12 protein-coding genes and 1 pseudogene are annotated in these 12,045 nt (G+C 70.5%); 9 read left to right on the forward strand and 4 right to left on the reverse strand.

Annotation, left to right across the window (positions count from 1 at the left end):
- The first annotated feature begins 9 nt into the window (after positions 1–9).
- Positions 10–1,674 carry an SMI1/KNR4 family protein gene (locus tag OHA81_RS34770; RefSeq protein WP_443056824.1) on the forward strand — a complete coding sequence of 555 codons (1,665 nt, stop codon included), beginning with the start codon at positions 10–12 and terminating at the stop codon, positions 1,672–1,674.
- Positions 1,675–3,222: 1,548 nt separating this feature from the next.
- Here the strand turns inward: OHA81_RS34770 and OHA81_RS34430 are convergent.
- Together OHA81_RS34430 and OHA81_RS34440 are read right to left on the reverse strand one after the other, a co-directional pair.
- Entirely contained in the window at positions 3,223–3,651 is a 429-nt protein-coding gene (locus OHA81_RS34430) for an SRPBCC family protein (RefSeq protein ID WP_329203345.1), read from the reverse strand.
- A gap of 394 nt (positions 3,652–4,045) precedes the next feature.
- Positions 4,046–4,417: a hypothetical protein gene (locus tag OHA81_RS34440; protein WP_329203346.1), complete on the reverse strand. Its 372-nt coding sequence runs from the start codon at positions 4,415–4,417 to the stop codon at positions 4,046–4,048.
- A gap of 504 nt (positions 4,418–4,921) precedes the next feature.
- On the opposite strand from OHA81_RS34440, the gene OHA81_RS34445 reads away from it, so the two are divergent.
- From OHA81_RS34445 to OHA81_RS34465, 5 genes are all read left to right on the forward strand, one after another.
- Entirely contained in the window at positions 4,922–5,089 is a 168-nt protein-coding gene (locus tag OHA81_RS34445; protein WP_329203348.1) for a hypothetical protein, read from the forward strand.
- 34 nt (positions 5,090–5,123) lie between these two features.
- Positions 5,124–5,699, forward strand: coding sequence for a TetR/AcrR family transcriptional regulator (locus OHA81_RS34450; protein ID WP_329203351.1), 576 nt, complete (start codon positions 5,124–5,126; stop codon positions 5,697–5,699).
- Positions 5,700–5,828: 129 nt separating this feature from the next.
- Positions 5,829–6,761, forward strand: a complete 933-nt coding sequence (locus tag OHA81_RS34455) for an MBL fold metallo-hydrolase (RefSeq protein ID WP_329203353.1) — start codon at positions 5,829–5,831, stop codon at positions 6,759–6,761.
- A gap of 177 nt (positions 6,762–6,938) precedes the next feature.
- Complete coding sequence (locus tag OHA81_RS34460; RefSeq protein ID WP_329203355.1) at positions 6,939–7,157, forward strand: hypothetical protein; 219 nt, start codon at positions 6,939–6,941, stop codon at positions 7,155–7,157.
- Positions 7,144–8,535 carry an amidase gene (locus OHA81_RS34465; protein WP_329203357.1) on the forward strand — a complete coding sequence of 464 codons (1,392 nt, stop codon included), beginning with the start codon at positions 7,144–7,146 and terminating at the stop codon, positions 8,533–8,535. Before OHA81_RS34460 ends, OHA81_RS34465 begins: the two co-directional genes overlap by 14 nt.
- Before the next feature lie 410 nt (positions 8,536–8,945).
- Here the strand turns inward: OHA81_RS34465 and OHA81_RS34470 are convergent, their stop codons facing one another.
- Positions 8,946–9,227: a hypothetical protein gene (locus tag OHA81_RS34470; protein WP_329203359.1), complete on the reverse strand. Its 282-nt coding sequence runs from the start codon at positions 9,225–9,227 to the stop codon at positions 8,946–8,948.
- Positions 9,228–9,302: 75 nt separating this feature from the next.
- Between OHA81_RS34470 and OHA81_RS34475 the strand changes: the two genes are divergently transcribed.
- A complete protein-coding gene (locus tag OHA81_RS34475; protein ID WP_329203361.1) occupies positions 9,303–9,659 on the forward strand; it encodes a hypothetical protein in 357 nt (118 codons plus the stop codon).
- 353 nt (positions 9,660–10,012) lie between these two features.
- Here OHA81_RS34475 and OHA81_RS34480 read toward each other — a convergent pair whose 3' ends face one another.
- A complete protein-coding gene (locus OHA81_RS34480; RefSeq protein WP_329203363.1) occupies positions 10,013–10,807 on the reverse strand; it encodes a hypothetical protein in 795 nt (264 codons plus the stop codon).
- Between the two features lie 244 nt (positions 10,808–11,051).
- Here OHA81_RS34480 and OHA81_RS34485 point away from each other — a divergent pair.
- A pseudogene (locus tag OHA81_RS34485) lies at positions 11,052–11,199 on the forward strand (DUF3117 domain-containing protein); the annotation flags it as partial.
- Between the two features lie 225 nt (positions 11,200–11,424).
- Positions 11,425–11,628, forward strand: coding sequence for a hypothetical protein (locus OHA81_RS34490; protein ID WP_329203365.1), 204 nt, complete (start codon positions 11,425–11,427; stop codon positions 11,626–11,628).
- The last annotated feature ends 417 nt before the right edge of the window (positions 11,629–12,045 follow it).

Consider the following 12,045-nt stretch of genomic DNA (forward strand, 5'->3'; position numbering starts at 1 on the left):
ATCACCGGCATGGAGATCAAACATGTCGACTGGCGGAACTTTCTGGCCCGGTGGAGCGAGGAGTGGGCGGACGCGCACGGTGACGTTGAAGAGCTGAGCCCCGACGACGTCGCAGCATGGCAGGGCAGATGGCTCGGCGTCGATCCGGCCACCGAGGCAGACGTCGCTGCGATGGAGAACCGGCTCGGCCGCGCGATGCCGCCCTCCTACCGCGAGTTCCTGCGGGTCAGCGACGGCTGGCGGCACGCCGGCGCCTTCGTGTGGAAACTGGCCGGCACCCGCGAGGCGCACTGGCACGACGACGCGATGGGCCTCGGCGAGGATTTCGACGAATTTTGGGGCGAGGAGGACAACCCCGAGGAGGTGCGGGCGCAGGTGGGCCTGTGGTCCCGGGCGCTGCAACTGGACGTCGAGTCGGATATCACCTTCGTGCTACTCGACCCGCAGGACGTGGGACCGGATGGCGAGTGGGCGGTGCGGGTGTGGGCTTCCTGGCGGGCCGAGGGGGACCCTGAGCGGTATCCGTCGTTCGCGGCGTTCATGGTCGCCATGCACCAGGAGTTCCACGCGCACGCGCCCGGCCGGGACGGCGAGGACGGCCCCGCATTCGTCAACGGGACGACCCGGGCCCAGGACGCCGCCGTATCCCGGGCCCGGACCGCAGCACTGCGCGGCCGGCACGAAGAGGCGGCCGCCCTGCTGGAGGAAGCGCAGAAGTACGGCCGGCCGTACGCGCTCGAACTCCTGAATCAGATAGCGCAGCTGGAGGGATCGCGTGGGTGCGGGGTCCAGCCCCCGCACCCCGACAACCCACGCTTCCTCAGCGAACAGCTCCCCTTGACGGCCGCCGATCTGCTGAACAGGGGCCGGCCCGCGGAGGACTGGCACTACTCCGACCCTGCCATCTTCCCCGACACCACCCGGGCCGCAGCTGACATCCAGCGCGCCGTACGCGAGGGGGCGTACCGCTACCGGCCCGGCGGAGCGTTCGGCGCGGCCGTCCACGAGGCCCGCGAGCAGGCCCGGTGGGGCGACACCGATGCCGCCTGGCACATTCTGCGTGCCGCGATCCCGTTGTGGGAGCCGCTCGGCCCGGGCCACATCGCGCCGGTGGGCCTGCTCGCTGACCCGCTGCTCGCCCCTGTACTGACCGCGGAACGGCGCCTTGATCCGCCCCTGGTTCTGGCCCACCCTCGACGGGCCCGCGCGCGGGGGCGAGGGGGACATTTCCGGTCCGGTCGAATTCATCGGGACCCGCTATCACCCCGAGTCCCACTTCTGGCCGCTGCAACTGGTCGAGAGCGCGCTCGTGCTGACCCTCGCCGCCGCCGCGATCGTCTCGGCCTTCGCGCTCCTGCGCCGCCGGCACCGCTGACCGCTGCAACATGGAGACGTCGTGACCGACAGCGCTTGACGTGTACCGCTTGTGTGTACCGGCGGTACACACAAGCGGTACAGAGCAGTTCTCGCAACTGGTTGTATCTACGAGACCCACAAACGGAATCATCACTGCCGCCACCCACTGTTCTGTTGGTCCAACCAGTCCCGAGGCCGGGGCCAGCGGGGTTAGCTGCTGCTGATCATCATGTACGCCTCTCCGGGGCCGGGAGGGCGGCTCCAGGAGAGCGACTCGAAGGTGTGCAGCCGGCCCTCGGTGAGGGCGAGGCAGGGTGACACCGTGGAGGCGGGCGATGGCGTCCAGGACGCGGGCTGCCGCCGCGGCCTGGCCGTCCCCGTCGGGGGCATCGAACCCGAGGGTGGCCGAGGTCAGTTCGGCAGGTACGTCGCCGACGGTGGCTTCGAGCGTCCCGGCGCGCACGGTGAACGCGTAGCGCAGGGTGCCACCCTTGGCGGCCGACATGTGGAAGAGCGCGATGCCCTGGCGCCACTCGTGCCAGATCACGATCGCCCACCCTCCGCCGGCCGAGGCGGCCGGCGCGGGAGAGACGAAGCGCGCGGTGTCGAATCCTGCGGAAGGGTCCTGTTCGAAGGCGAAACTCCAGCCCGACCCGGCCCGTCCGACGCTGAGAAGCGCCTTGTCGTCGTAGCTGGAGAAGACCTGCTGGCCGGATCGGTGGTGCCGGGTGACATCCCACTGCCGCAGGGGCGGGGAGAGCACCGTGCCGGGCGATGAGCCGAGCAGCGCGGGCAGCTCGTCCGGGGCTACGCCTTCGACGAGGATCATCCGGTAGTCGCTGACCGATGTCTGCCAGGGCCGCAGCCCGCCGGGCCGGACGAGCCACGACAGGCCGTCGGGGTTCCGGTCGCCGGCGGGAACCGGGGCCGGGCCGCTCTCGCCGCCGCGCGGGGTCCGCAGGAGTTCGAGGACGAGGGCAGCCGAGATGAGCCCGACCGCGGTGACGGCCGCTGCCATGGCGGGTACCGTGCGTCCGATCATCAGGCCGGCCATGGCGCCGACCGCGATGCCGAGGAGGGCGTAACTCACCGCCACCGGCCCGATCACCTGGTAGACGGCGAGGTCGTTCCACTGAAGCGGATACCAGGTGCTCACCGATTCCCGCCGGATCCAGGCGGCGAGGAGCACGAACGCGGGGAGGACGAGGAGTACGCCGGCGACCGGCACCGCCAGCTTGGCGCCGAGCCAGCGGGCCGGACTGACCGATTGGGTCCACTGGAGTCGGTAGGTCCCCGATCCCAGCTCGCGCCCGATCAGCGGGCCCGCGACGAACGCGCCCAGGAGCAGGGGCAGTACCCCCGTTCCGAGCCCGATGTAGTTGAACATCTTGTTGACGTACAGGCTGCGGGAGAGGAAGCCGCGGACTTGGATGCCGCATCCGGGCACCGTGTTCTCCACCTTGCAGCCGGTCGCGGCCAGATCCTCGGCCAGTGACTGGACGTAGGCCGGCGGGCAGGGCTATGGCGGCCAGCATTTCGGTCAGCAGCCCCGAGGCCCGCTGGTGCATGCAGGCGGCCCGCAGTCGGGCTCACGGCGCCCGCCGCCGCGGCGGCAACGACGGCTTCCGGGTCAGCGGCGAGGTACCAGCGCATCAGATCCAGGGCGCCCGTTTCGCCGGTGATCTGTTCCGTGCTGGTCGTCATGTCGCCGCCCGGTTCCGCCGCGGGCCTGGCCGGGACGGCCACGATCCAGTTCAGGACCGTGCTCCGGTGCCGCGGCATGCTCAGGCGCGGCACCTCAGTACGGCGCGTCTTCCGTAAGTGGCGCGCCTGAGACGGGCGGTGCGGGGCTCCGGCCCCGTGCGCTCAGCCGCCCATCGCCTCGCAGTACCGCTTCAGCCCGGCCGCCTCCATGTCGACGTACCGGCGAGTCAGCTTGCCGTACGCCAGCGCGAGCAGCGGCGCCATGAAACCCTTCTGCTGCAGGCCGAGCACGACGCGGGACCGGCCCGCGCCGAGCGGCTCGATCTGGTGCGTACTGATCGTGGTGAACACCGGATTCTGGGAGCGCCACTCGAAGCTGCGCCCGGCCTCCATCTCGGTGACCTGCCACACCTCGGTCGCCAGCTTGAGCTGCCGGACCTCCGCCTCGCTCCCGACCGCCACCGGGCCGCCGGACAACAGCCGTACGCTCGTCTTCGACACCGTCCAGCGAGGCCAGCCCTCGATGTCGGCCAGCACCTCCCACACCCGCTCCGGTGATGCCGCGACATCCACCGTCACCCTGTACCGCACGCGCGTTCCCTTCTTCGGAGCCGATCCCCCACGGTACGGCCAGTCGCGTGGTGACGTTCACTCAGCACGTTCTTCCTGTTCGAAGGTCCGGAGCAGGTCGGCCGCGACGCTCACCACGATCGTGGCGGGTTCCTTGCCCGTGATCTCCGTGATTCCGATGGGGGTTTTGATCCGAGCGATGGCGGCGGTGTCACGCTCCTGGCCTGAGGGTGCGCAGTTTGGCTGAGTGGGTTGTTGACTGGCTGACTCACTGAATCTGCGCCAGGAAGCCACGCTGCAAGTCGTCTGGCGCTCCTAGCTTCGGGTCCGGCTGCCCCTCGCGCTCCCGGTGCCGCCAGGCGGCTCATAGCCGCCCCGCGGCTCAACTGGCCGACGGACGCAGCGGGTGAGCGCTTCAGTTGGCGAGTCGGTTCGTGGAAACCAGCCATCGCCAGCGTCGACGCTCCGTCGCGAGGGTGGCGGCGGCCAGCAGGGTCACGGGGACCGCCGCCCAGGTGGGCCAGGCCAGCCACGAGGAGACCACGGCCGCGGCGAGTTGGAGCAGCACCAGCAGGATCGTGGCCCAGCCCGGCACAGCGATGATCACGTTGGCTTTGTCCCCCGGGGTGGAGAACAACGTCGGAAGGCCGATCAGGGCCACCACGGACAGGGCGGCAAGCAGCCATGAGTGGCTGGCCAGGGCCCAGGGTGTGGCCACCCACGCGATGAGTTCCATCGCGAAGCGCAGGGCGGACGCAGCACGGTCGTCCGGGCGTCTTGAGGTCATTGCCTCACCAGCAGCGTCGGTCACCTGCGGACGATGTCACGGCGCGCGGCTGACTGCCAGGGGTTTGGGATGCCGCCGTTGCACCATCGCTTCCCGATGTGCCCCGTACTACTGGGGATGCGCGACAGCTGACCGCTTCAATTGGCGAAACCCGCTACCTGAGCCGCTCAGTCACACCACTGGCCGTACGGCGTCCGCCGCCGGGCCGCGCGGTTCAGCGCGGTCCAGGCCGGGGGCCTCGGCGTCGGTCAGGAGGTCGCCGGGTTGGGGCAGCGGCGGCAGGGGTGCGGCCGCCTGGGGTAGACGAGGGTCTGCGCGCGGTCGTAGAGGAGTGGGCGCTTGCCGGGGTTGGGCGCGCGCACCTGGGCCCGGAAGCTGTGGACGTGTTGCGCCGCTGGGCTTTCAGAGAGATTCCGGTGATGGTGGCGATTGAAGCAGGCCCTGTCGACCGTGGGGAAGCGGATCTTTCGGCGGGCGCGCGAGGCCCCCGTCGTGCGCGTGGATGTGACCGCTGACGACCTGGTGCCGTTGATGTGCGGCATCGTTTACGCCGTGAGCGTCCTCGCGGCCCTCGCGGCCCGGGCGAAGACCGCTTGCCGCTGCCTGGCCGCGCTGCCGGTAGGCGTACTCGTCGACCGAGTCGCCCCGTGGTCGACGGGGGCGGGTGGTTGACGCAGACGCAATTCTTTCGCGTTAAGCTGGGCGTATGAGTGCCCGACCCACCTCGCGCCCCGGCGGGCGCAGCGCCCGCGTCCAGCAGTCCGTGCACCAGGCCGTCCGTGATCTGGAGGCAGAGGTGGGCCGGGACGCGCTCACCGTGCCGCTGATCGCAGCCCGCGCGGGAGTGACGCCGTCCACCATCTACCGGCGCTGGGGGGACCTGCGGGAGCTGCTGTCGGACGTGGCCGTCGAACGGTTGCGCCCCGATGCCCCGCCGGCCGACCACGGTGACCTGCGGGCGGACCTGGCGGCGTGGGCGGTGCAGTTCGCGGAGGAGATGTCTTCCATGGCGGGCCGCACGTACGTCCGCGACGCCCTGCTGGGGGATCCCGAGCAGGGCAATGCGCTGCGCTGCTCCGACTACGCCGCCGAGCAGCTGAAGGCCATTGGGGTGCGCGCGGCCGGGCGCGGGGAGGCCGTGCCCGAGGTGGAGACCCTGCTGGACGCCGTCGTCGCCCCCCTCCTGTACCGCATCCTGTTCCGCCCCTCGGACCTGTCGTCGGCCTACACCGACCGTCTCGTGGCGGCGGTGCTCGGCCCAAGGCCGGCCTCGGGCGGCTAAAAGCTAAACGTTTGCTTTTCGAGGGGCGTGAGGCCTACTCTCACCTACGACCAACAAACGCAAAAAAATTTGCGTTTGTTGGTCGTAGGTGAGACGTGTCCCTGCCCGCCCCACAGAAAGGACCCGCCGGTGGACACCGCCACGCCCCGTCCGGCCGACTCCCGCGCCAGCACGGGTTGGAACCTCGGCGATCTCGTCGTGCGACGCGTCGACGAGGTCGAACTGCCCCGCCAGACCGGGCCCTGGCTGCTGCCGGACGCGACCCGGGAGGTTCTGGACGAGGCACCGTGGCTGCGCCCCGACTTCGCCGACGCCGACGTGCCGCGGCTGGCGAGCCACAGCTTCGCCGTGGAGGCCGGCGGGCTGCGGATCGTCGTCGACACCGGCATCGGCAACGACAAGCCGCGGGCCAACCCCGCCTGGAACGGCCTTCGCACCGACTTCCCCCAGCGCCTTGCAGCAGCCGGCTTCCCGCCCGAGTCCGTGGACCTGGTGATCACCACCCACCTGCACACCGATCACGTCGGCTGGAACACCCGCCTCACCGGCGGGGACTGGGTACCCACCTTCCCCAACGCCCGCTACCTCGCGAGCCGCACCGAGTGGGACCACTGGGCCACCGCCGACCTGGACGAGCCCCGACGCCAGATGTTCCGCGACTCCGTCACCCCCGTCCGCGACGCCGCACAGTACGACCTCGTGGACGTCCCCGCGCGAGGGCACGAGGTGGCCCCCGGCGTCCTCCTCCTCCCCGCCCCGGGCCACACCCCGGGACAAGTCGCCGTGGAACTGCGCGGCAGCGACCGCCGCGCGCTGATCACCGGCGACAGCATCCACCACCCCGTCCAGCTGTCCCACCCCCACGTGAACAGCTGCGTCGACATCGACCCCGCCCAGGCCGTCCGCACCCGCGCCCGGCTCCTGGACGCTCTGGCGGACACCGACGCGCTGCTCCTGGGTACCCACTTCCCGCAGCCCACCGGTGGCACCGTCCGCCGGGAGAACGGCCGCTACCGGCTCCTCGCCGAGCACGGCGCCGAGCTCCCCGCCGGCGCGGCCTGACCGCGCGGCCCGTCCGCCGCACGGTCCGTCCGCCGCACGGTCCGTCCGCCGGACGAACCGTGCGCGCCGGACGAACCGTGCGCGCCCGACCCGGCGCGAGCCGCCGGCCGCCGCCCCATCGGCCTTCCGGGCGTCGGCCACGCCACCGCTCCCCCCTCCACCGAAAGGCAGAACCCCATGGCCGCTGACGAACTCACCCCGCCCGAGGCCGCCCGCTGGGCCGCCCGAACCGGCCTGGTCCTCCCCGCCGAGCGCCACGCAGCCGTCGCCGCGGTCGCCAACCACATCCACAGCGTCGTCAAGGTCCTGCACGAGCTGGACTTCGCGGACGTCCCGCCCGCCGCCGCCTACCGCGCCGCACAGCACGAGGAAGAAAAGCGCGATGCAACCGTATGAACTGCCCCTCGCCGCCGCCGCGGACGCGATACGCGCCCGGCGGCTGTCCCCCGTCGAACTGGTCGATTCCGTCCTCGACCGCATCGAGGAGGCGGACCCCCACCTCGGCGCCTACGTCACGGTCACGGCGGAGCAGGCGCGCCGGGCGGCCGGCGAAGCCGCACACGAAGTGGCGCAGGGCCGCCACCGGGGACCCCTGCACGGCATCCCGATGGGGCTCAAAGACCTGATCGACGTCGAGGGGATGGCCACCACCGCCAGCTCCCGGGTCCGCGCCGGCCACCGCGCAACAGCGGACAGCACGGTCGCCGCCCGGCTGGGCGCGGCCGGTGCGATCCTGCTCGGCAAGACCCACACCCACGAATTCGCGTTCGGCCTGACCACCCCGCAGACCCGAAACGCCCGCCACCGCGGCCGGGTCGCCGACGGCTCCAGCGGCGGTTCCGCGGTCGCCGTGGCCTCGGGCACCGCCACCTTCGCCCTGGGCACCGACACCGGCGGGTCCATCCGGGTGCCCGCCGCGCTCAACGGGGTCGTCGGCCTCAAGCCGACCTACGGGCTCGTCCCCCGTCACGGCGTCACCTCCCTGTCCTGGTCGCTGGACCACGTCGGCCCGATCACCCGCACCGTCGAGGACGCCGCCCTGGTCCTGACCGCGCTGGCCGGACACGACCCGCGCGACCCCGCCTCGCTGTCCGTGTCCGCCGCGGACTACCGGCCCGGTGCCGGGACGGACCTGACCGGGCTACGCATCGGCCTGCCGCGCACCTACTACTTCGACCACGTCCACCCGCGGGTGGAGACCGCCGTCCGGGACGCCGTCGCACAACTGGAAGCCCTGGGCGCGCGGCTCGTCGAAGTCGACATCCCGATGACCCGCTACATCCAGGCCACCCAGTGGGGCCTGATGGTGCCCGAAGCCGGCGCCTACCACGAGCGCAGTCTGCGCGCGGTCCCCGAGCGGTACCAGGAGGACGTCCGCATCCTCCTGGAGGCGAGCGAGCTGATGAGCGCCGGTGACTACCTGCGCGCCCAGCGCTCCCGCACGCTCATGCGCGCGCGGTGGGCACGGATGCTGGAGGAGGTCGACGTGATCGCCGCCCCGAGTGTCCCCCTGCCCGCGGTCCGGGTTGACGAGGAGACCGTCACCTGGCCCGACGGCACCACCGAGAGCGTCTCCGACGCCTACGTACGCCTCTGCGCCCCCGCCAACATCACCGGAGTGCCCGCCCTGACCGTTCCGGTCGGCCACGACGAGGCGGGCCTGCCCATCGGCATGCAGCTGCTCGGCCGGCCCCTCGGAGAACCCACGCTCCTGCGGGTCGGCCACGCATACGAGCAGACACAGCCCGCCCGGGCACTCGCCACCTCCGGCTGACCTTCCCGGCTACCCGGCCACCGCACCCGGGGGCTCGGCGGCGTGTTTCCCGGTCTGTGCTGGTAGGCACCTCCAGGTCGCCTATGTGTTCCCAGCAGCGGGAGGCGGCTTCGGTGCCGCGGTGCCCGGTCCCGTGTTCGTGCGTCGGCCTCGAGTCGGCGGGCTTTTTTCGTGGTGGAGGACGTGCGGCTCGGGGTACGCGGCCCGGTGCGATGATCCCGCGGGGTTTCCTCCTCGCCGGGTGGCGAGCACTTGATGGCCGGCGTGTCAAGACTCGAATCGTCGTGGCTGTCGTGCCGGCGGGCCCCGCGACACCCTTTTCTTAGGCGCCACCCCGTCACCACCTGCAAGTCAGTACCGGTTCCGGTGCTGCGGGACCCGCAGGGCCGGGACAACGCATCCCCCCTCTACTAAGGAGTAACTGTGAATCCGACCTGTCGACTGCTCCGGACGCTGCCCGTGCTCGCTGCGGCTGCCGCAGCCTTCGTTCTGCCCGCCATGACCTCGTCGGCCTCGGCGGCGACTACGACCTCTGCCGTGCAGGAGAAGGGTAAGCCGAAGCCCAAGCCGCAGGTCTGTACGAGTACCGAGAGCTCCTCGTCGGTGGTGTCGGTCGGTGAGTGCTCGACCACCACCACGATCTCGTGCGTGAAGGGCCAGACGCCGGTGATCTCCACCAAGACGGTGTGCACGGCCGACCCGGCCAGCCTGAAGTGACCGGGCTCCGTCCGCGACCTCCTCATCCCCTCTTCCAAGGAGTGCCACCCATGAACACGACCGCTCGACTCCTCCGGACGCTGCCCGTACTCGCGGCTGCCACCACCGTCTTCGTCCTGCCTGTCACCACCTCATCGGCCAGCGCGGCTCCCCACACCGTCTCCTCCGCCATATCGGACAAGTCCAAGCCGAAGCCGGCGCTGGTGGACACCGGCAAGTGCACCCAGGGCGGCTCCGACGAGACGCATGCCAACGCCGGCGGCAGGAAGGTGACCACGATCCTGACCTGCACCAAAGCGGGCGCCGCGCCGGCGGTGACGACGGTCGTGGAGCGGCCCACCCCACCGACCCGTCCCACCCCGCCGATTCCCCCCACGGGTCCGATCAAGGGGCAGTGGGACCGGTGACACTCGTGTATTGCGCAGGATGGTCGGGCGATGTGCCGTTCCCCTCGTCGTAGTGTCGGCTGTCAGTAGAGCTGCGAAGTCGTCAGGCTTATGACCTGGGGTTGTGCAGTGCGGCTGAGTGGGTTGCCGACTGGCTGGCTCACTGAATCTGCGCAGAGTCTGGGGCGTGCAGCTGTTTGACCTGCGTAGTTCCTAGGACTGGGTCTAGCTGCGCAGGTCGGTGGAGTACTGCGCAGTTTCACTGATCGCCGACACCTGCGCGGTGCCGGCAGCCAGCGCACCGGGAGTCTGGGTCCAGAGTCAATCCGCATTCAAAAGTGAAGCACGATGCTGCTGTCGGTGTCGGAGCCTGGTCAGCAGGCGATGGCGGTCCAGGAGTGGGCGGGGAAGGTGCGTGAGCCTGCTTGGCCGCTTGCCAGCACGTCGAGTTCGGCGCCGGTGGTCGGAGTGAGGATCACGAACGACAGTGTGGCCTTGCCGTCGGAGTCGAAGACGCCGGACGCTCCGGAGGTGTAGGCCTTTTGGCCGACGATCCAGTAGTCGGCCCAGACCGACCGGCCCGCGTACGGCGAGGGCCCGTAGGACGGACCGTGCGTGACGTTCACGGTCACGATGTCCTCGCGGATGTGGGCGTGCCTGCCGCCGACGCCGATGTCGACGGTCTCGCAGCGCTGGGAGACGCCGGTCACGGTCACGTAGTCGTTCCATGTCGAGGCATCTACGTAGGTGAGGTTGTCCTGGGTACAGGGCGCCAGCGGAGCGGTCACGAAGTTGCTGTAGTAGACGCCGTGCCCCCACACCTGGTAGGTGACGGTCAGTGTCGCGCCCGGCGGCGGGTTGGAAACCGAGAAGTTGAACGTGGCGTTCTTCCTGGCGGTGTCGAACGTGCCGTTGGCGGTGCCGGTCCTGGTGCTGCCGCTGATGGTGTAGGAGGCGGTGATGGTGGAGTCGGTCGGGGGGTAGCCGACGGTCTCGAGGTTGAGGGTGATCCGGTCGACGGGTATCGCGGTTGTCATGGGACCGCTGCCGCTGTTCTGCATGGCGCAGTGCTGGTCCACGTTGGGTGCGAACGGTCTGCCCGGGTCGGCGGTGGCGGGTGACGCCCCGGCGGCGGTCAGGCAGATCAGGATGGCGAGCGCGGTGGTCACCGTTCTCCAGGATCTCCAGGTCTTCCAGGTTCCTCGGGTCTTTCGGGCCATCGCGGGTGCCCCCCCAGGTCGTTGGTGCCGGACGGTGCTCTCCACTTGCGGCGGCAGAGACGCCCGTACGGCACCTATGGTTCCTGGGCCGGTCCATGGTGGAGATCAGCCGCTCTGGTGATTCCTGGACGCGGGTAACGCGGTGCGCGCACCGTCCTTCAGCGATGCTGCATTCCTCGCGCCGCGCGGCAGGGTAAGGCCGCGGACGGGCGACGGTCCGCTTGAGGCCACGGCTCGAAGGTGGCGGTCGGCTCGTGGTCGAACTGACCCCGGACGAGGCTGAAGCCCTCGCCGACGCACTCAATAATTCGTCGGTACCCGAGCAACCCGCGGAGCCGTAACAACGACCACCCACCGCTCCAGTGCATGTGGTGGTCGGAAACAATAGGAACCGCCATACTCGACCACGATCCCCCACTGACCGGGTGAGACCGGCCCGCCCAGGGCTGGTCCTGAAGACGAAGCCTGATATGCGAAGCAGCCGCCCGCGGAAGCGGGCGGTTCTGCAGGCGCACGCGGGCGGGTCGCTCGTTCATGTCAGGTTGGATTCTAGGAAGGACGGGACGATGGAACCCACCCCTCAAGAACTTCTTGCCGGTCTTTACGGATTCGACGAGGACGCTCACTTCGACATCATCCAACTTCGGGAGGGTCTGGCTCCTCGGATGTCCCCGACTCAACTCGACAAGCTCATAGCTGCCGTCGAAGCGACAGGAGACCCGGCAGTCGACCTCGAAACAGTCATGGCACTCCTCACCCACAACGACTAGGGCTCCGAGGCGCCCCAGGACCGGCAGCCGGCCGTGTGTAGTAACCCGTTCCCCGACCTGCTGCTGCCAGCCGCCTGCGGAGCGGGCTGGTTCTGGAGGCGGAGCTGGAAGGATCGGGGTGGGGGAGCGGAGCGGACCCGCCTAACGGGCCGTAGGTCCGGACCCCGTGAAACGGGGTCACGCAGGCCTGCGGAGCAGGCTGTTTGGGGTGGAGCGCAGCGGAACCCCGAACCGGTCCGGAGCGAAGCGCAGGACTCCGGCCCGAAGGGCCGGCTCTGGCTCGGCTTCGCCGAGCCCCGCCGAGCGCAGCGAGGCGTTTCACTGCCCCGGAGCGAAGTGGAGGGGCTAGGCGCCGAAAGGCGGCCTCGGCCGAGCGCAGCGAGGCCGGTCTCTCCTGAGCGCGCAGCGCTCAGGTAC

Source organism: Streptomyces sp. NBC_00667 (assembly GCF_036226825.1).
In the GTDB taxonomy this organism is placed as follows: Bacteria; Actinomycetota; Actinomycetes; order Streptomycetales; family Streptomycetaceae; genus Streptomyces.